Source organism: Methylobacterium sp. (assembly GCF_019745455.1).
In the GTDB taxonomy this organism is placed as follows: domain Bacteria; phylum Pseudomonadota; class Alphaproteobacteria; order Rhizobiales; family Beijerinckiaceae; genus Methylobacterium.
The window spans coordinates 24,750-43,076 of the sequence record NZ_JAIETD010000018.1 but is presented as its reverse complement, the minus strand read 5'-3'; the positions used below and the strand labels follow the sequence as shown (position 1 = coordinate 43,076).

At 65.6% G+C, this 18,327-nt stretch carries 16 protein-coding genes and 1 tRNA gene; 4 read left to right on the top strand and 13 right to left on the bottom strand.

The annotated features are described in order from the left end of the window. Window positions 1-92: 92 nt before the first annotated feature. The 4 genes from K2Y56_RS03015 (at window position 93) to K2Y56_RS03000 (ending at window position 3,050) form a co-directional block, all read left to right on the top strand. Window positions 93-1,460: a glutamate--cysteine ligase gene (locus K2Y56_RS03015; RefSeq protein WP_292504862.1), complete on the top strand. Its 1,368-nt coding sequence runs from the start codon at window positions 93-95 to the stop codon at window positions 1,458-1,460. A gap of 119 nt (window positions 1,461-1,579) precedes the next feature. After that, on the top strand, window positions 1,580-1,999 hold the full coding sequence (locus K2Y56_RS03010; RefSeq protein ID WP_292504859.1) for a hypothetical protein: 420 nt from the start codon (window positions 1,580-1,582) through the stop codon (window positions 1,997-1,999). A gap of 108 nt (window positions 2,000-2,107) precedes the next feature. Continuing rightward, window positions 2,108-2,359 carry a sulfurtransferase TusA family protein gene (locus K2Y56_RS03005; protein WP_292504856.1) on the top strand — a complete coding sequence of 84 codons (252 nt, stop codon included), beginning with the start codon at window positions 2,108-2,110 and terminating at the stop codon, window positions 2,357-2,359. A gap of 127 nt (window positions 2,360-2,486) precedes the next feature. Continuing rightward, window positions 2,487-3,050, top strand: coding sequence for an NUDIX hydrolase (locus tag K2Y56_RS03000; RefSeq protein ID WP_292504854.1), 564 nt, complete (start codon window positions 2,487-2,489; stop codon window positions 3,048-3,050). Window positions 3,051-3,105: 55 nt separating this feature from the next. On the opposite strand, the gene K2Y56_RS02995 is transcribed toward K2Y56_RS03000, so the two are convergent. The 13 genes from K2Y56_RS02995 to K2Y56_RS02935 all read right to left on the bottom strand — a co-directional run bounded on the left by K2Y56_RS02995 (window position 3,106) and on the right by K2Y56_RS02935 (window position 18,053). Continuing rightward, the gene (locus tag K2Y56_RS02995) at window positions 3,106-3,903 is read right to left on the bottom strand and encodes a WecB/TagA/CpsF family glycosyltransferase (protein WP_292504852.1); all 798 of its coding nucleotides are present in this window, start codon (window positions 3,901-3,903) and stop codon (window positions 3,106-3,108) included. Window positions 3,904-4,158: 255 nt separating this feature from the next. Continuing rightward, complete coding sequence (locus tag K2Y56_RS02990; RefSeq protein ID WP_292504849.1) at window positions 4,159-5,625, bottom strand: GumC family protein; 1,467 nt, start codon at window positions 5,623-5,625, stop codon at window positions 4,159-4,161. Between the two features lie 278 nt (window positions 5,626-5,903). Continuing rightward, on the bottom strand, window positions 5,904-6,995 hold the full coding sequence (locus tag K2Y56_RS02985; RefSeq protein ID WP_292504846.1) for a glycosyltransferase: 1,092 nt from the start codon (window positions 6,993-6,995) through the stop codon (window positions 5,904-5,906). Further along, window positions 6,995-9,046, bottom strand: a complete 2,052-nt coding sequence (locus tag K2Y56_RS02980) for a glycosyltransferase (protein ID WP_292504843.1) — start codon at window positions 9,044-9,046, stop codon at window positions 6,995-6,997. Before K2Y56_RS02980 ends, K2Y56_RS02985 begins: the two co-directional genes overlap by 1 nt. An 86-nt stretch (window positions 9,047-9,132) precedes the next feature. Beyond that, window positions 9,133-9,209, bottom strand: a tRNA-Pro gene (locus K2Y56_RS02975). Between the two features lie 28 nt (window positions 9,210-9,237). After that, the gene (locus K2Y56_RS02970) at window positions 9,238-9,882 is read right to left on the bottom strand and encodes a 4'-phosphopantetheinyl transferase superfamily protein (RefSeq protein ID WP_292504840.1); all 645 of its coding nucleotides are present in this window, start codon (window positions 9,880-9,882) and stop codon (window positions 9,238-9,240) included. A gap of 584 nt (window positions 9,883-10,466) precedes the next feature. Next, a complete protein-coding gene (locus K2Y56_RS02965) occupies window positions 10,467-11,339 on the bottom strand; it encodes an RNA polymerase factor sigma-32 (protein ID WP_292504837.1) in 873 nt (290 codons plus the stop codon). Window positions 11,340-11,555: 216 nt separating this feature from the next. Then, window positions 11,556-12,134 carry a CarD family transcriptional regulator gene (locus K2Y56_RS02960; protein WP_292504836.1) on the bottom strand — a complete coding sequence of 193 codons (579 nt, stop codon included), beginning with the start codon at window positions 12,132-12,134 and terminating at the stop codon, window positions 11,556-11,558. Window positions 12,135-12,561: 427 nt separating this feature from the next. Then, complete coding sequence (gene fdxA / locus K2Y56_RS02955) at window positions 12,562-12,900, bottom strand: ferredoxin FdxA (RefSeq protein WP_292504833.1); 339 nt, start codon at window positions 12,898-12,900, stop codon at window positions 12,562-12,564. Between the two features lie 215 nt (window positions 12,901-13,115). Beyond that, window positions 13,116-13,394, bottom strand: a complete 279-nt coding sequence (locus K2Y56_RS02950) for an RNA-binding S4 domain-containing protein (protein ID WP_292504830.1) — start codon at window positions 13,392-13,394, stop codon at window positions 13,116-13,118. Window positions 13,395-13,418: 24 nt separating this feature from the next. Further along, on the bottom strand, window positions 13,419-16,781 hold the full coding sequence (locus K2Y56_RS02945; protein WP_292504827.1) for a helicase-related protein: 3,363 nt from the start codon (window positions 16,779-16,781) through the stop codon (window positions 13,419-13,421). A gap of 71 nt (window positions 16,782-16,852) precedes the next feature. Next, window positions 16,853-17,179 carry a hypothetical protein gene (locus K2Y56_RS02940; RefSeq protein ID WP_292504825.1) on the bottom strand — a complete coding sequence of 109 codons (327 nt, stop codon included), beginning with the start codon at window positions 17,177-17,179 and terminating at the stop codon, window positions 16,853-16,855. A gap of 10 nt (window positions 17,180-17,189) precedes the next feature. Further along, window positions 17,190-18,053: a DUF3108 domain-containing protein gene (locus tag K2Y56_RS02935; RefSeq protein ID WP_292504822.1), complete on the bottom strand. Its 864-nt coding sequence runs from the start codon at window positions 18,051-18,053 to the stop codon at window positions 17,190-17,192. Window positions 18,054-18,327 lie beyond the last annotated feature (274 nt).

Below are 18,327 nucleotides of genomic sequence, written 5' to 3'. Positions count from 1 at the left end.
GGAGGCGACATCAACCCAAGGGGCATGCTTGCCCCGCCTTACGGCATGCCTCTTGACCGGAGGACGGCCCTTCCTTCACCGCGAGGCAGCGCATGGCGCGCGACACGTCCGACACCACGCCGCTCACAACGCGTGCGGAGTTGATCGCCTGGTTCGCGGCCGGCGAGAAGCCGGGTTCGCGCTTCTCCATCGGCACCGAGCACGAGAAGATCCCGTTCTACCGTGACGGCAACAGGCCCGTCCCCTACGAGGGCGAGAACGGCATCCGCGCCCTCCTCGAAGGGCTCAAGGAGCGCACCGGCTGGGAGGGTATCGAGGATGCAGGGCATATCATCGGCCTCGCCGGTGCCGAGGGCGGGGCGATCTCCCTCGAACCGGGCGGGCAGTTCGAGCTGTCGGGGGCGCCGCTGCCCGACGTTCACCACACGCTCGCGGAACTGAACACCCATTTGGAGGCTGCTGCGGCCGTAGCGAAACCCCTCGGCATCGGTTTCCTCGATCTCGGCATGAGTCCGAAATGGACCCGCGATCAGACGCCGATCATGCCGAAAAGTCGCTACCGGATCATGGCGGCCTACATGCCGAAGGTCGGCACTCTCGGCCTCGACATGATGCTCAGGACCGCCACCGTTCAGGTCAACCTCGACTTCTGCTCGGAGGCCGACATGGCCGCCAAGATGCGGGTTGCGCTCGCGCTCCAGCCTGTGGCGACCGCCCTCTTCGCGAACTCCCCCTTCACGGATGGCCGCCCGAACGGCTATCTGTCGCGCCGCTCGGAAATCTGGCGTCACACCGATCCGGACCGTACTGGCATGCTGCCGCAGGCCTTCACTGAGGGGTTCGGTTACGAAACTTACGTCGACTGGCTCCTCGACATGCCGATGTATTTCGTGAAGCGCGGCGAGACTTATCACGATGTCTCCGGTGCCTCGTTCCGCGATCTCATGGCCGGCCGCTTGGCGGCCATGCCGGGCGAGTACGCCACCGTCTCCGACTGGGCGAACCACGCCTCCACCGCCTTTCCGGAGGTGAGGCTGAAGCGCTTCATCGAGATGCGTGGGGCCGATGTCGGCGGTCCGGCGATGATCGCCGCGCAGGCCGCTTTCTGGGTAGGCCTTCTGTACGATGCCCGCGCGCTCTCCGACGGCAGCGACCTTGTTAAGGAATGGAGCGCAGCCGATCGCGAATCCCTGCGCGCAACCGCGCCGCGTCTCGGGCTCGCGGCCAGCATCGGAGGACGGAGTGTCGGTGCCGTGGCGGCCGAGGCTCTCGCCATCGCGCGCCGCGGGCTGACTGCCCGCGCACGGCGAGATGGCAACGGACGTGACGAGGCGATCTACCTTCAACCGCTCGAAGCAATCGTCGCAGCCGGCCGTTCGCTGGCGGAGGAGCGGCTCGCCAAGTTCGAGAGCGAGTGGCACCGTTCGGTAGAGCCCGCCTTCGAGACCTGCGCATTTTAACCCGACCGGAAGAGCGCCGGTTCCGCGGTGTTCGCGCGCACGCAAGGAACTCAGGCGTTCGGTTACGGTTCATCTTGTCAGTGATCTTTTAGGCTCATTATCGAGATGGAGGTTTCCCTATGTCGCGCATCCTGACCGCCGCCCTCGCCGGAACGACCGCCATCGGCATGATGGCCGGCTCGTTCACCCCGGCTCAGGCGGCTCCGCTCGCAGCGGTGACGTCAGCGCAGATCGCCGGCCAGGCTGGTCACGTCGAAGAGGTTCGTTATCGCGGCGGTTACTATGGCGGGGGCTATGGCCGCGGTTACGGCCGTCGCGGCGTCGGCGTCGGCGGTGCCCTGGCGGCCGGTGCGGCCCTCGGCATCATCGGCGGCGCCCTCGCCGCGAGCGCCGCACCTCGCTACGGCTACTACGATTACGGCTATGCCCGTCCGGCCTACGGGTACGGCTATGCCCGACCTGCCTACGGTTACGGATACGCCCGTCCGGTCTACGGCTATGGCTATCCGTCCCACGGCTACGGTTACTACGGCTACTGAGCATTACGGCCTCGAGCGGGCCGTCTGACCAGGTCCAACTCTACCGATGAAGCCCCGTCCTCGAACATCGAGGGCGGGGCTTTCGCATGACGTGATGGAGTGCGTGAGATGACCGATTCGGGACATCGTCTGGAGCTGGATCTCACGGGCCTGAAGTGTCCGCTTCCGGTCCTTCGCACGCGCCGTGCCCTGCGGTCGCTCACCCCTGGTGCCACCATCACCGTCACTTGCACCGATCCACTGGCAGCGATCGATATTCCCCATCTCGTGCTTGAGGAAGGCGATCACCTGGAAGATCAGGAGAGGGCAGGGGCCGCTCTACGTTTCACCATTCGACGTCACGATCCAGTCGGTCCCTAGCCGGCGCTCGAAGGTCCTTCGGTCGGTCGGCCTCATTCATGCGCTATCTTGGTTGGTATCGACCCGGGATGCGCAGAACGTCCTGACTATCGACGCTTCACCGCATGCAGGACGAGAGAGGGACAGGATGGCACCAACGATTGGCGGCACGCGCATCGTTCACGACGGATGGAGCCGGTTCCTCGTCGCGGACATCACGCTGGCGGATGGAAGCCGCATCAAGCGCGAGATCGAGGATCATGGCCGCGCCGTCGCCGTCCTGCCCTACGACCCGGATCGCAAAGTCGCTCTTCTCGTCGAGCAGTTCCGGCCGCCTGCTTTCCTCGCCTCGGGCATCACGTCCTTGATCGAGGTGCCTGCAGGCCTGCTCGACGAGAACGACCCGGAAGAGGGGGCGAAGCGGGAAGCGAGTGAGGAGGTGGGTGTGACGCTCGGCGCCCTCGAACATGTCGGCACCGTCTGGAGCATGCCCGGTATCTCCACCGAGCAGATGGACCTCTACCTCGGGCCTTACCGCGCCAAGGATCGTCACGGTAGTGGTGGCGGGCTCGCCGAGGAGCAGGAGAACATCATCGTCCGTGAGATCGAGCTCGCGACGCTGGCGGCTATGAGCGATGCCGGAGAACTCACCGATATGAAGACGCTCACGCTGCTCCTTGCCCTCAGGCTCCGGCATCCCGAACTCTTCTGACGCTCAGTCAGTGGGTCGGTGCGGCCGTTCGCATGAGCGGAGGAGGTCTGTCGCTTCAGATCTTCGAGGCTGCTTCCTCGGCCGTGCTCCGGCGCGTCGGTGGAGGATCGCCTCGTCCATCCGACAGTTCCGTACCGATCAGGGCGAGGAACCGCCATGAACGGACAAAATAACGGTGGAACAATCGTTTCGGATTCTGCACGAACCGGAACAGCCATTCGAGGCCGTTCCGCTGCATGAACACCGGCGCGCGGGGCTGTAGGCCCGCCGCCACGCTCAATGCGTCGCCGACGGCCGCCACGATCGGCGCACCCATCGCAGCACCCTGCTGATCGACCCAAATCTCGGATTTCGGCGCTCCGACCGCCATGATGACGAGCGTCGACCCGTGAGCCTTCACCTCCGCCGCGAGCCATGAGGAATAGGCAGCGTCCCGCTCGAACCCGAGCGGAGGGACCGCAAACGCGACCGATCCTGGCTCAGCCCCGGCTCGGTGCAGCCGCTCGGTAGCGGCGTCTCCGACGCGATCGTCAGAACAGACGAGAAAGACCCGACGGTCTTCCGTCCAAGGACTCGCCAAAACCGCTGCCAAGATGTCGTGCCCGGTGACGCGGTGAGCCTGTTTGTGTCCCTTCAAGCGAGCGAGCCAGACCAGCGGCATGCCGTCGAGTGTTCGAGCCACAGCGCCCGAATAGGCATGCCGAAAGGCCGCGTTCTCGGAAAGGCTAACGATATGATCCATGTTGGCGGTGACGATGAGGCGCGGCCGGCCCGCGGCTGTCATGCCGGCCGTGGCGAGGATGTCGGCGGCACTGCCCGACGCGAATTCAAGACCGAAAAGGGTCACGCCCATGGCGATGGTCCCGTCATGGCGACAGGGGCGATCGATGCAGATCCTTCGCCCCGCATACCTACAGCGACCCTTTCGAGGGAATTCGTACTGACAGTCACAGCATCTCCACGGAGCCGAACAACCGCCTTCGTCCAGGAGACGATGGCAACATCACGCTGCGAGGACATGCATGCATCGGTCCAACGTGACATCGGCTGGTATTACCCATTTCCAACAAGCGGCCCACCCGCGTCCAGGTTCAATCGCAACTAGGTATCACGCATCGACGGCTCGGAAGCTTCGGCTCCGAGCGACGTTTCCGTGCCTCGACCGCCGACGGTCTCGACCTGCGCCGAGAAGGAGCGCGATGCCGGCGCCGAGAGCCGCACCGATGGCCAGAGCTATCGGCAGAATGATCTTGGGGGAAGGCGGCCAACTGCGTACGCGCGCCGGCGTCGCTGATGAGATGATGCGGACATTCGCGTTGTTGAGCCGCTCCTGCTCCTTCGTCTCGCCGGACCGTCGCAGGAAGGTCTCGTAGACCGCCTTGCGGGATTCGAGTTCTCGCTCCAGCTCGCGCAGGCCGACATTGGCGCGGTCGTTGGTCGCGGTCTCGGTCTTGGCCGCCTCCAGACTCTTGCGGATCGTGGCTTCGCTGGCCGCTGCCCGGTCGTAGTCCTTCTGGGACGTGTCGATGATCCGCTCCTTCTCGCGCTGGATCAGGCGCTGAAGGTCGCGCTGCTGCGCGTATTGCTCGGCCATCGCGGGATGGCGCTCGCCCAGCCGCGTGGCGAGCTCGGCGGTGTTACGCGACAGCGTAGCGTATTGCTGGCGGAGGTTCTGCATCTCGAGGGATTGGAGCATCTCTGGCAGCGACGTCCCTGCCTCGCCGGCCCTCATGCGCTTGGCCTGATCGAGGCGCTGGCGGGCCTCGGCGGCGCGGATCGAGGCGGTGACGAGCTGCTGGTTGAGGTCACCGAGCTGCTGGTCGGAAAGAAGCCGGCCACTGGTGCTCACGAGCTTGTTGTCCTGGCGATAGCGGACGACCTTCCGTTCCGCGTCCTCGACACCCTGCCGAAGGGCGGCGAGACGACCGCTCAAGGATTCCGATGCGCGGCGGGCGACCTCGGTCCGCGCCGCCGCCTCTTCCGCGAAGAAGGCCTCGCCGATCGTATTGGCGATTGTGGCCGACTTCTCAGGAACAGTGGTTTCGACGGTGACGTCGATCACGAAGGTGCGCTCGGGACGCCGCACCGTGGTCTTCAGCTTGAGGGAATCGAGGGCAAGGTTCACTGGGTCTCGCCCCGCCAGGGGCGCCTCCATCCCCAGCACCTGCTTCACCCCATTGATCAGGGGGCTGGAGGAGGGTGGACGTAGGAACTCGTCATCCGCGGCGAGGTCGAGCTTGCGCACGACGCGCCGCAGGACGTTGTCCGACTGGATCACGCGGACCTGACTCTCCGCCAGGGACACGCCGCTATCGGCCTGAGGCGTCCGGCTGCTGATGTCGTTGTCGAGGACACGCAGGTCGGCCGGGTCGACGAGGATTTGGATGCTCGACGTATAGCGAGGGGGCAGCATCGTCAGGGTCGCCACCGCCATGGTGACCATGAACAGAACGCCGAGGACGATGAAGCCGAAACCCTGCCTCAGGCGCCGAAAGACGGTCTTGGCATCGAGGCTTCGATCCTCTGCCACCACCTGCACCGGTTCACCTCTGATGTTGGTCCCGAACTCAAACATCTGTTGCGTTCCCTGAACCGTCCGCCGCACGGTCATCCTGATCGTGACGTCTTGGAACGGGACTGTCCCATTCTGAACCACGATGCCCTGCAAAGGCCGAGGGCGAAGGTCCTTCCGCATCCCGCATGCCAGCGCAGAACGGCGCTGCGGCACCGATGAGAGCCGCGAGCGCGCCTCTAACGAGTCGGGATCGTTGCGGGCCCGTCAACGCGGCACGTTACCGAGTAGACCGACTTTGCCGAGTTAGCTGTGAACGGTGAGCAATTCGGCCCGCTGGCTCAGGAGGGTGCGACCACTCCCGCCGGGTCGTCCCGGTAGGCGTCGATCCCTTGGGCGAGGAAGGCCTGGAAGCGCCCTGAATCCGCACGAGCAAGAGCGTTCCAACGCGCAACGTTCGGACGGGCCCGGCTCGCCATCTCGCGCGTCCGGCCGGATCGAAGCGCTGTCGCCAGCGTCGCTGCCGCGGCGGCAGGCTCGCCGGGGGTGATGAACAACCCGGACTCCCCGAGCACCTCGTCGAAGACCTCGCCCGCGGGAGCCACCACCGGCAGGCCGCCATGCTGAACTTCGAGCAGCGGCAAGCCGAGGCCCTCGGCCCGCGACGTGGAAATGAGGAGGTGACAACGTCCGGCCAGGGTCCTCAGCGCGGCTTCGTCGAGGTACCCGTGCAGGGTGAGGAATGGCGGCGGTTCGGCGAGGAAGGCGTGCTCGCCCCATCCCGTTCGGCCGACGATGTGCAACTCTGTCCGGATGCCGCCGGCGTTGAGGGCCGCCGCGATAGCGATGGCCGCTCCGTAATCCTTGCGCGGCTCGATCGTCCCGATGGCAAGAAGCCGAACGGGTTCGCCGTCACGGTACTCGGCCGGCCCTGAGAGGTCCGAGAGCCCGAACACGTCGCGGACCGGAGGGCGAAGCAGCGCCACGAGGGCATCGCGCCGGCACCGGGTCCGAAGGGCCTTGCCGGTCGTACATGAGTTGACGAAGAAGCGCCGGCCGAACCGTACCGCCAGGGCGAAGCTCGGCGCCATGTAGAGGCGGCTCTTCCAGTTCAGCTCCCGCGGCCGCGTCAGCAGGAAGAGGTCGTGGATATAGGCAAGGCAGCGACTGCCGAGAGCGAGCGAGAGGGGAGCCGGAGGGAACCCGGGAAAGACGATGAGGGCGGACCGGTGAGCGAGCCCGAGAGCCGGCAACCCGACCTGCTGCCATGCGACGAGGCTGATCAGGCCGGAACTGGTGACCTCCCGGACGGAATGCGATCGCAGGGCCGGCGAGGCCACGAGATCCATCGCCACCCGCTCGATGCCGGTGACGTGGCCGCGTAGATGAGTCTGGTCGATGAAGATCCGCCGCGTCGCCGGTGTCTCGCGCATCAGGAAGATCCGGTCCGAAGGCGGCTCAGGAGGCTCGCAAGGTAGATGAGCCTCCTGAGCCAGAATGGCTGACCTCGCCCCATCAGCCTGTGCTTGACGCGCCTCAGGCGCCGCAGCGCAGGATGGGACGATACCTGCAGCGTTGCTGCGTTTCCCTCGTAGCGATCGGCAGAGAACGCAAAGTATCTCATGAGATCGGGGGAGAACCGAATTCTTGCCCCTGCAGTACCGGGAAGGGGTCCGAGCCAGACCTCCAGGATATCGTGCATCCTGAGGGCAGCAGCAGCGTAGCTGTTGCGGTTCTCCAAGGCGATGCGGCCCCAGGCGCCGAGATTGCGGCGAAGTTCCGGGTCTGCGATCAGGCGTTCGATACTGCTCACGAGGTCTGATGCCCGCACGGGCGTCAACAATCCCGATACGCCGTCGATGACGGCCGTGGTCAATCCGCAGGAGCGATATGCGACGGTCGGCGTACCGCATAAGCCCGCCTCCACCGGCGTCTGCCCCAAAGTCTCGGTCTGGCTGGCGGTGATGTAGATGTCGCAGGCGCCATACCATTCGGCCAGGCGGGCCTCGTCCCCGATCGGCCCCGTCGCGATCAGGTCCGGCAGGCCGAAGACGGATGGGTCGTCGAGCCGTCCGGCTGCCACGAAGCGGATACCGGGCCTGGCTATGGCCTTCAGAGCCACCGACAGGTCGGCAAAGCCCTTTCCCGGCGCGTCGACGATGACAGCGCCGAACATCACGATCACGTCGTCTTCCGGCAGTCCCAGCCTCTGGCGAAGCACAGCCTTGCTTTCCGGACGAAACACGCCCGTCGGGAAGGCGAGGTCCATCTCGAAAACGCCGGCATCGTTTCCGGCAAGGTGCCGGGCCGCCATTGCGGTCCAGGCCGAATTGGCCAGCAGCATCGGGCCGCCAGGGGCCTCGAGCACGGCGCGCTTGCGGGCATAGACCTCAGCGATGCGGGTCGGCGGAAGCTGTGGGTAATGATCGGGGGTGGGGCACCGCGCGTCGCATCCCGAGGCGATCAGCGCGCAGCTCTGCGGAAAGGCGCAGCGGCCCGTAAGGGGGAAGAGGTCGTGAAGAACAGCCGCCACGGGCAGGGAGGCACCGAGACGCCCCAGAATGTCGTTACTCCGGGTCGCACCATGGAGATTGCCCGCCAGAACGAGGTCGTGACCGCCTGCAGCGATAGCGGCCTCGGTCTTCGGGAACGAATTGGTCCACTCCGCCGCTGCTGCAGGCGATTCAGACCTCAACTCCACATGTGTCAGGCGATGGTGGGCGAGGCCAAGGGCCTCGGCAAGGCGCCGATGAGCGATGCCGGCACCTGCGGTGTAACCCGTATCCGTGAGGGCTACGATCGACCGGCTCCCATACGCGGACGGCAGCGAGCCGCGCGGATAACGCTGAAGCAGGACAGGCCGTCCGATGCGGGCGAACTCGGCTCCTTGCTCGGACAGCCGATTCCAGAGATCCGTCATCGGATCGGTGGCCTCGATGCCCTTGCCGCCTGCCTCGACGACAGCCGCCCTCTTCCAGAGACAGTCGCCACCAACCGCAAGATCGATGTCGGAAGCCAGAAGAGCGCGTGCAGGTCTCATCCGGCCCGGCGATTGCGCCGAGGCATCGACCGCAAGCACGCCTCGATCGAACAGGACGCGCAAGCCGGCCACGACGTCAGCGCCCATCAGCGCCGCATGGAGAGCAAGGGCAGCGAGCGCGCCGGGAGCGAGAAGATCGCCGGACCGAATGACGAAGAAGAACTCCGCGCCTTCGTATTCCAGCACATCTGCGATGCGGAGACAGCCGGATTCTACCCGATGACTTCGAAGATTCGGATAATCCTGACGCTCCACCGAAGCGAGTGTCGCGGCATCGCCTCGTTCCGATGCTGATCCCGTCACGACGACCAGAATCAGAGGCCACCGATTGCCGTTCGGAAGGTTCTGCGGAAGCGGGGGCGCTTTGTGGAAGTCTCCGAAGGGCCAGCCGGCGATGCCGTGCGACGCCTCGTCGAACTTCTCCACGTCGCCAGCCTGTCGCACCGCTTGCAAGCTTTCCGCCTGTCGAGGACCTCAATCGGGGCCGCTAAGGCCAAGACACAAAAGGGCGATGGATCAGGGCGGGAAATTGGTCGGAGTGATAGGATTCGAACCTACGACCCCCACGTCCCGAACGTGGTGCGCTACCAGACTGCGCTACACTCCGACAGCCGGCGCAAAAGCCGGCGCCGGAGCTATAGCGACCCGCGTCCCCTGCCGCAAGCGATCGTTCGGCCCTCGTCCTCGGTTCGTGCAAGCCGGCCCGGAAGGTTCAGTTCCTCCGGCCAACCTGGCAGGAGCGATGTGACGCTCATCGGTACCCTCCAGCCTTCGATGGCGACAGCACCGACATAGCCGGGAAAGGGCGTGAGGCCGTGAAGACTCCAGCCGCGCGCTGCAGTCTTGTCGCCGCCAATGCTCAGCACCTCGGCACGATGCGGGGGGACGGTGACCACGAAGCTGTCGAGCGGCAGGGAAAGGCCGAGACCGCACGCCTTCGCAAACGCTTCCTTACGGGTCCAAAGTCCCATGAATGCGTCAAGGAGCGTATCGGCATTGTGGCGTTCGAGGTCTCGGACCTCTTCCGGCGCGAAGTGATGCCGTGCGATGCGCAGCGCATCCGGGATCGAGCGCACCATCTCGATGTCGACGCCGATCCTACCTATCCTTGAGAAGCCGACGAGTGCCTGATCGCCCGAATGCGACAGGTTGATATGGAGGCGACCCCGCTCGGGTCCGGCCAATTCCGGCTTGCCGGTCGTTCCGGTTTCAAAGCGCAGCGCTTTCGGATCGACGTCGAGTGCGCGGCCAAGGACGAAACGAAAGGCAGCATGGCTCACGACGAAGCGGTCGCGATCCTCGCGCCTGAGAAAGCGGTCGGCCCGCTCTCGCTCATCGGAAGAGAGGAGGGCGAAGCACGCGACACCTCTTTCATGGTTGCAGTCTGGGTCTGTAGCGAGGCCGGCACACCAAACCTCGCTATGAGCTTCCGTCATCGCCGGCCGGACCTACATCGAACGCGATCCGCTCCGGGAGCTTCCACGTGAAATCACCGTACCGGTGGCCGCGGATAGGAATATCCAGGCCAGAAATGCCACTTCCGCTGCAGCGACCGAGGCATAACCGAAGCCGAGAAAACTCACGACGTCCCAGTCGCAACGCATCGAGCGGATGATTGGAAGAATAAACAGAATTAGGAATACGCCTGCCGCGAGCAAGCAAATCGTCCTGGACATCTTGGCAATACCGGGTGATCAGAATCTCCGGCGTTGACCTTGATTGGTTTTCAACCTGACGGCGAGACCAAAAGTCCGCTCTCGCTTGTCGGGATGTTAAGTGTGGTAAAATCGCCTCGGCACGAATCCAATGGGTATCGGCGTGGCACAGTGTGTCGAACGTTCAGGCCGGCCTCGATCTATTCTCGTCACGCGTAGATGTTGCCGCCCGTCTGAGGAAAGCGCTCGGCAAGGGCGCGACGGAGCTTCTCGAGTGCCCGGTTCTCGATCTGTCGTACGCGCTCCTTGGAAATACCGAGCCTTTGTCCAAGGGCCTCAAGCGTCGCCTGATCCTCGGCGAGGCGCCGCTCCTTGAGGATCCGCAACTCCCGCTCGGAGAGCACTGCGAGCGCCTCGTTCAGCCAGGTCAGGCGCCGCTCTCCATCCACCGAGGCCGAGACAGTCTCGTCAGGCAGTTCGGCGCCGTCGACGAGGAAATCCATCCGTTCCGAGGAAGCCTCGCTCTCGTCACCGACCGGAGCGTTGAGCGACATGTCCGGGCCGGACAGCCGCGCATCCATGAGCGCCACATCCTCGCGCGACACCCCGATTGCGGTCGCGATGCGGCGATGGATCTCGTCGCCCACATGCTCTTCGGTCGATTGCATCAGCCGGGCGCGTAGGCGGCGCAGATTGAAGAACAGCGCCTTTTGCGCCGAACTCGTTCCGCCACGCACGATGGACCAATTGCGCAGGATGTAGTCCTGGATCGAGGCGCGGATCCACCATGTCGCGTAGGTGGAGAAGCGCACCTCGCGCTCCGGCTCGAACCGAGCCGCCGCTTCCATCAACCCCACATGACCTTCCTGAACGAGGTCGGCCATGGGCAATCCGTAATGGCGGAACCGGCCGGCGATGGCGATGACGAGGCGCATGTGGGCCGAGATAAGCCGATGAAGCGCCTGCTCGTTGCGGCTGTCCTTCCACGCCACTGCGAGCCCTCGCTCCTCGTCACGGGCAAGGAAGGGGGCTTCCATCGCCGTGCGAATGAACTGGCGCCGAATACCCGCGATATCCGCCATCCCTGCCTCCGCCTCTGTGAACCGAGCGCTTCCACTGCAAGGGCCAAGCGCGCCAACGGAGCGGCTGCAAAACCTTTGTCAGGCAACCGACAACGGGAGCAGTGAAACATGGTTCCGCTTCGACGAGAGGCGGGTCAGGATGCCGCGGCAGCACGAAAAAGGCCCGGCGCTGACGCACCGGGCCCTGTGATCTCATCATAAGCGAGAGGACGTGCCTCAGGCGGCTTCTTCCTGCAGATCGTCGCCCTCGGGTTCGACGTCACCCTTGGCGCGGCGCGGCGACTTCGCGAGGCTCTGCTCGATGAGCTTGAGAGCTTCGGTCTCGGTCACGCGATTCACGGCCGAGATCTCTCGCACGATCCGATCGAGGGCAGCTTCGTAGAGCTGGCGCTCGCTGTAGGACTGCTCGGGCTGAGCCTCAGAGCGGAACAGGTCACGCACGACTTCCGTCACCGAGAGGAGGTCACCAGAATTGATCTTGGCCTCGTACTCCTGAGCGCGGCGCGACCACATCGTGCGCTTGATGCGCGCGCGGCCGGTCAGCACGTCGAGAGCCTTCTTCACCAGTTCCGGCTCGGCGAGCTTGCGCATGCCGACGCTGTTGGCCTTGGCGGTCGGCACTCGCAGAACCATCTTGTCCTTCTCGAACGACACGACGAACAGCTCGAGCTTGTAGCCAGCGATTTCCTGCTCCTCGATCGCCGTGATGCGACCTACACCATGGGCGGGATAAACAATCGCTTCCCCGGTCTTGAAACCTTGGCGGCCAGCCGTCGTCTTCTTAGCTGTGGTCATGCGAGAAGCGCCTCCAGAACATCGCGCGGGTTCAAACCCGTGCTCAACCATGTCGCCCGGGGTGGGTTACCCGGCTTCAGCCCCTGTCCGCCGGCTCGCAACGTGATCATCACGCCAAAACCATCGGTTCCCAGGCTTGCCGTTGCCCTATGACCGTGACTACGCAACCGCGAAGGGCAGGATACGCCTTCAACGATCGGTTACATGCCGAACTCTTTCCCAAACAAAACTGGGAACCACCAGCAGGGATAGGAAGGGCACGTCAGGCTAGAACGACGGCAGGCGCTCTGTGTACCACAAACAGGCACATGAATCAAAGGATTGCGGCCGTAAACCCGCAATCTCTTCCCCGGCTAAGCCAAGCTTCTGCACGATTTTCGAGAAACGCCGGATGCCGCTATGAGGCGCTGACCCGGCCGGTCCCGGCTTAATCACCGGTACCGGGATTGGCGGAGAAATGCGCCTCAAACTTACCGGAGACGCCGTCCCATTCCTTCGCGTCGGCGGGAGCGTCTTTCTTCTGCGTGATGTTCGGCCAGCTCTTGGCGTAATCCGCATTCACCTTGAGCCAGTTCTCGAGGCTCGGCTCGGTGTCGGGCTTGATCGCCTCGGCAGGGCATTCCGGCTCGCAGACGCCGCAATCGATGCACTCGTCAGGATGAATGACGAGCATGTTCTCGCCTTCATAGAAGCAGTCGACCGGACACACCTCGACGCAGTCCATGTACTTGCACTTGATGCAGTTCTCGGTGACGACGTAGGTCATTGAGCCTTCAGTCCTCGATCCGGTGGTCCGGAGCCGGCATATCGCGCGTGATAGGGTTGTGCACAGCAGCCCGGGCGGGATGGTGCGCCAGTCATCTTTCCTGGCGGTTAAAGTCCAAGGTGAAGGCCTTACTCGACCCACGCCCATAGACGGCAGGGCTCTAGACCCTGCAAATCGTCGTGACAAGCACCGAGGTGCTAGCCGCCACCTACCCCTCAGTCGGGGGAAGAAGGCGACAGGTCCTCGTAGAGCAGCCGCGCTTCGGCAGCCGGTCCGCGCCTTTCGCCAAGGTCAAGCACTCGCACGGTTGCGGTGCCGTGTAGCGCCGCCACCGTCAGCACGTCGCCGCAGGCGATGGCCTTCGCCGCGCTCTCGATCCGAACGCCATTGAGCCGGACGAAGCCATCGGTGACGAGGCGCGCGGCAAGGGAGCGCGATTTGGCGAACCGCGCGAACCAGAGCCACTTGTCGATACGCTGCCGGTCATCCTTCATCGAGGTCCGTCGTAATGATCTGCCTCAGCGCTTCCCGCCGTCGGCCTCGAGTTGGGCCTTCAGCGCGGCGAGCTTGGCGAAAGGCGAATCCGGATCGGGCGCGCGCTCCCGGCGCGGCGGACGTTGATCCTCGCGGGTAGCACCTCGCGCCTCGTCACGACGTTCCGGACGGTTGCGGCCGGGCTCGAACCGCTCGCGGCGGGGCGGACGTCCGCCTTCCGGCCGGGCTTCGGAGCCCTGAGGCCGCGAGGCTCCCTCGGCCGTCCGATTGCGGCGGCCATCGCCGGCACTTGCAGCCGCGGGCCGCCGATCCTGTTGGCCGCGATCGTCCTGACGGCCGCCGGCTCCGCGAGCACCTGGAGCTCCGTCGCGTCCGCTGCGCGGCCGGTTCTGGCGTGGATTGGCGTTGCGCGCCTGACGCTGAAGCCGCCAGACTTCGGTGGTGATGACCTCCTCGGCTGCGGATGCGTCGGTGGACGCGGCTTCCGCAACCTCGGCCTCGGTTGCTGCAACAGGCTCCTCGACGGCCTCGGCGAGAGCTGCGGCGTCCGCTACCGGTTGGGCCATCTCCGGTTCGGCAATGTCCGGCTCTGCAGGCACGGCCTCGACGGCTTCGCCTTCATGCGCCTCAGGTTCACGCTCCTCGATTTCGAGGCCCACAGCCACCGGCTCGTCCGCAGGGGTTTGAACGTCCTCGGGGAGAACCGAGTCCTCCGTCGACCCGGATTCGATCTCTGCGCCAGCCTCTTTCGTCGAGGGGATGGAATCTTCCAAAGGACCGGCGGTCTCGTCGAGGACGGCTTCCGTTCCGCTCTCATCGCCAACGGTTTCACTCACAACACTTGTTTCGTCCGAGCTTGCCGCAGCCACCGGCACAATCGGCTTTGTCGCCGCCGCCGGGATCAGCGGGACCGTGATCGCAGCGCCTGGTCGGCTCTCCGGCGCGTAGCCGAGCGATTTCAGGATCGAGGCGAAATCCTCGCCCGAACAGCCGACGAGAGAGGTCATCCCGACCGTCGGCACAAAGGTGTCGTCATCGGCCGTGCCCGGTGGCGGATCACCGGCCGTGGTGCCCGGACGGTAGGCGATCGCAGGGCGGATCAGGTCGGCGAGGCGCTCCAGGATGTCGACGCGCACGGCGCGCTCGCCGCAGACCCGGAAGCCGGCAGCCCGATACAGGCCCTTCGCGATCTCCTGATCGACCTTGATCGACGTGCGGCCTGAGCCTGCGAGATGCGCGATCTCGTCGAGTCCGCGCTGGTCGAGACCGCCATTCTTCAGCGCCCAGAGCTGTGCCGACAGAGTGCGCGGCGCCGGCTTCAGGAGCGCCGGCAGGAAGATGTGATAGGCACCGAACCGTACCCCATGGCGCCTGAGGGCGCCGCGGCCCTCCTGGTCGAGGCTCCGCATCTCGTGCATGACCTTGGACCGCTCCAGCACGCCGAGCGCCTCGACCACCTGGTAGCCGATGCCCTTCGACAGGCCGACGAGATCCGCCGCCGTCTCGATCTCCATCAGCGGCCCGAGCAGGCGAACGACATAGGCCTTGAGCCAGGCGGTGAGGCGGCCCTCGACCTTGTCGCGGGCAGGACCGGTGAGGTGCTCGTCGGCGACCAGGCGGACATGCGGCTCGAACAGCTTGTCGCCGGGTGCGAGCTTGGCGACGGGATCGCCGGTCCAGCGGATGATGCCGTCATGCGAAAGCACGATCGCCGAATCCGCCGCCGTAGCGAACCGCTCGGCCCGTGCCTCGATCTCGCCCCCGAGCGCTTTCTCGGCGGCGCTGCGCAGGGTCTTGGCCTCATGGCCCTCGGCACCAGGGTCCGGAACGAACCGGAAGCCGTGGAGGTGGCCGACATGCTGCCCCTCGACGGTGACGTCGCCGCCGGCGGTGATCTCAGCTTCCAACATCGTATTCTCTCTGAGGCGCCGCATCAGGACGCTGGTGCGCCTGTCGACGAAACGGCTCGCGAGGCGTTCGTGCAGGGCGTCGGACAGCCTGTCCTCTACCCGACGCGTCTCGCCCTGCCAATGCAGGGGATCGCGAAGCCAGTCAGGCCTATTCGCCACGAAGGTCCAGGTCCTCCCTTGCGCGATCCTCTGAGAGAGCGCGTCGATGTCGCCGTCGACGCGGTCGATCATCGCCACGTGCTTGGCGAACCAGTCGTCGGGGATGCGTCCGGCCATCCCCCTCATCAGGAAGCGGTAGAGTTGGGCGACGAGGTCGGCGTGGGTTTGGGGGTGGACCTTGCGGTAATCCGGCACGCCGCAGGTGTCCCATAGGCGCTGCACCGCGGCCCGCCCCTGCGCGAGATCGCGGATGTCCTCCTCGCGCATGAGGATCTCCAGGGCAGACTGGTCCTCGCCCATGGGGGCACGGGTCAAGCCCTTCTCGCGCGGATGCTCGTCGAGACTTTCCTGGAGGGCCTTGAGCGAACCGAATTCGAGGTCGGGGTTGCGCCATTGCAGGACGCGCAACGGCTCGAAACTGTGGCTCTCCAACGCCTCGACCATCTCGGGCTCGAAGGCGGGGCAACGACCCGTCGAGCCGAAGGTGCCGTCAGAAAGGTGGCGGCCGGCACGTCCGGCGATCTGCCCCATCTCGGGAGGGGTGAGCTTGCGAAAGCGGGTCCCGTCGTATTTCCAGTTCGCCGCGAAGGCGACGTGGTCGACGTCGAGGTTGAGTCCCATCCCGACAGCGTCGGTAGCGACGAGATAATCGACGTCGCCGGATTGGTAGAGCTCGACCTGGGAGTTGCGCGTGCGCGGCGAGAGAGCACCGAGAACCACCGCCGCGCCGCCGCGCTGGCGCCGGATCAGCTCGGCGATGGCGTAGACCTCCTCGGCCGAGAACGCGACGATGGCCGTGCGCCTGGGCAGGCGGCCGATCTTCTTGTCGCCGGCGAAGGTCAGCTTGGAAAGGCGAGGGCGCGTGGTGATCGCGACGCCCGGGATCAGCGACTGCACCAGCGGCAGCATGGTCGAGGAGCCGATCAGCAGAGTCTCTTCGCGTCCGCGCTGGTGGAGCAGGCGGTCGGTGAAGACGTGACCGCGATCCATGTCGGCGGCGAGCTGGATCTCGTCGATGGCGACATAGGCGAGGTCGAGGTCGCGCGGCATCGCCTCGATCGTGCAGATCCAGTAGCGAGGCCGGTCCGGCTTGATCTTCTCCTCGCCGGTGACGAGGGCGACCTTCTCGGGCCCCACCTTGGCGACGACGCGCAGATAGACCTCTCGCGCGAGCAGACGCAGCGGCAGGCCGATCATACCGGTGGGATGGGCCAGCATCCGCTCGATGGCGAGATGCGTCTTGCCGGTATTGGTCGGGCCGAGCACCGCCGTGACGCCGCGAGAGCGGGCCTGCGGGGGGAGGGAACGGCGGGTCATCGTGAAGGAGCGGTCCCTTCGGGCAAAGAGGCCGTCGGCGCGGTATGGAAGACGCGCGAGGATTGAGCGGATCAGTCGCCCCGGTCGCGTCGGGGATAAGGCCGCGACCCTCGGCTGTCCTCACCATATGGGGCGGCACGCCCCCTTCCGCCAAGGGCCGGATCGTCCGCGGCGATTCCCGGGACGCCGTAAATCTCGATGCGGGTCGAGCCGCGCCGCGGTTCGAGGTCGGCGCACAGGGTATCCGGAACGCTGGTGATCGGCCCGCGCCGGGACGGGCGATTCTCGGTGACCTGCGCGGAGGAATAGGCGTCGCCTCCGCAGGACGGAGAAGAAACGAGGCTTTCGGCGCAGGCCGGACCGGTGGCGAGAAATGCGATCACCGGAAGCCAGCGCATCGCCGGTCCTCTATCGACCGTCGAGGCTCGCCACCGCGCCCGGAGCGGGTGCCGCAGCCGTCGTGGTTCCGCCGCTGCGCTGCCAGCGGGTGGCCTCGATGATGTTCGTGCCGATCGTGGTGCGCACCGAGATCCGGACGGGCAGAAGCACGCGGGTGCCTTCTACGGGCGCCAGCCACACCGACATGTCGCGATTGTCCTCCATGAACTTCACGCCGGGCCGGTCCGGCCGATGACCGGCGATCGGCTGGTAGCGGGCGTTGCAGACGAGAACGGGGCCGGAATAGCCCGGCTTCTCGACATTGCGGGTCTCGCCGTAGCTCAGCACCACGTTGAACCGCGTGGCGCCGTCGAAGACGGGCAGGGTGCGGTTGCAGTTCTCTGCGTCGGTGAGCGAACCCTTGCCGATCGCCGGCATCATCAGGGCACTGGCCGGATCGACGACGCCGCGCCGGTTGGCCGCGGTGATCGGCACGCGATCGCCGAGGTCGACCAGCGGCGGCGTGATCTCGGCCTGGGTGACGTTGCCGCTGGACAACGCCATCCGCACGGCGATTCCGGCGTTGGAGGTCTTTGTCGCGATGGCGAAGGTCGAGGGCTGCGGTGCGCTGGTCATCGATCCGCTGGCGCGGGCTGACCCCATGCCGCCGGTGACAGCGCCGACGAGCCCTGTGAGGCGGGCCGACACGTCCATCTTGTAGCGGCTGCCCTCGAACGAGCCGGAGACCTGCGCGGTCCCGATCGGGATGCCGGCGAGGTTGACGCCGTAATCGACCGTGACGAGCGCAGGGCTCGCCTTCGGCCGGGCGATAGCAGGCACGGCGGCGACGGCAGTCGCGACGAGGGTTGAGAGAAGAAGGCGCATGGCGCACATGGCTTTCGGGACTCGGCTTTCGGACTCGGTTTTTCGCGAGATCGCATGGTGGAATGCGCGTCGCTAGCTGGCCGAAGTGGCCGACCTCGCCATCGTCGCCTCAAGATGGTTAACACACCGTTGGCCGAGGCCAAGTCTGGCAAAGCCGCTAAGGCTTAGTCTGGCAAAGCTTGAGACGGATGGTTTGTGGTCGCTCGACCTTGACGGAGACCCCCTCCAGCCCCTATAGCCTCGCGCCTTCAATGACAGCGCCGATCGATCGGGTCAGGCGTGC

Coding starts and splice junctions, on each gene's coding strand:
- K2Y56_RS03015 (WP_292504862.1), top strand. CDS start 93: ATGGCGCGCGACACGTCCGACACCACGCCGCTCACAACGCGTGCGGAG.
- K2Y56_RS03010 (WP_292504859.1), top strand. CDS start 1,580: ATGTCGCGCATCCTGACCGCCGCCCTCGCCGGAACGACCGCCATCGGC.
- K2Y56_RS03005 (WP_292504856.1), top strand. CDS start 2,108: ATGACCGATTCGGGACATCGTCTGGAGCTGGATCTCACGGGCCTGAAG.
- K2Y56_RS03000 (WP_292504854.1), top strand. CDS start 2,487: ATGGCACCAACGATTGGCGGCACGCGCATCGTTCACGACGGATGGAGC.
- K2Y56_RS02995 (WP_292504852.1), bottom strand. CDS start 3,903: ATGGGCGTGACCCTTTTCGGTCTTGAATTCGCGTCGGGCAGTGCCGCC.
- K2Y56_RS02990 (WP_292504849.1), bottom strand. CDS start 5,625: ATGTTTGAGTTCGGGACCAACATCAGAGGTGAACCGGTGCAGGTGGTG.
- K2Y56_RS02985 (WP_292504846.1), bottom strand. CDS start 6,995: ATGCGCGAGACACCGGCGACGCGGCGGATCTTCATCGACCAGACTCAT.
- K2Y56_RS02965 (WP_292504837.1), bottom strand. CDS start 11,339: ATGGCGGATATCGCGGGTATTCGGCGCCAGTTCATTCGCACGGCGATG.
- K2Y56_RS02960 (WP_292504836.1), bottom strand. CDS start 12,134: ATGACCACAGCTAAGAAGACGACGGCTGGCCGCCAAGGTTTCAAGACC.
- fdxA (WP_292504833.1), bottom strand. CDS start 12,900: ATGACCTACGTCGTCACCGAGAACTGCATCAAGTGCAAGTACATGGAC.
- K2Y56_RS02950 (WP_292504830.1), bottom strand. CDS start 13,394: ATGAAGGATGACCGGCAGCGTATCGACAAGTGGCTCTGGTTCGCGCGG.
- K2Y56_RS02945 (WP_292504827.1), bottom strand. CDS start 16,781: ATGACCCGCCGTTCCCTCCCCCCGCAGGCCCGCTCTCGCGGCGTCACG.
- K2Y56_RS02940 (WP_292504825.1), bottom strand. CDS start 17,179: ATGCGCTGGCTTCCGGTGATCGCATTTCTCGCCACCGGTCCGGCCTGC.
- K2Y56_RS02935 (WP_292504822.1), bottom strand. CDS start 18,053: ATGTGCGCCATGCGCCTTCTTCTCTCAACCCTCGTCGCGACTGCCGTC.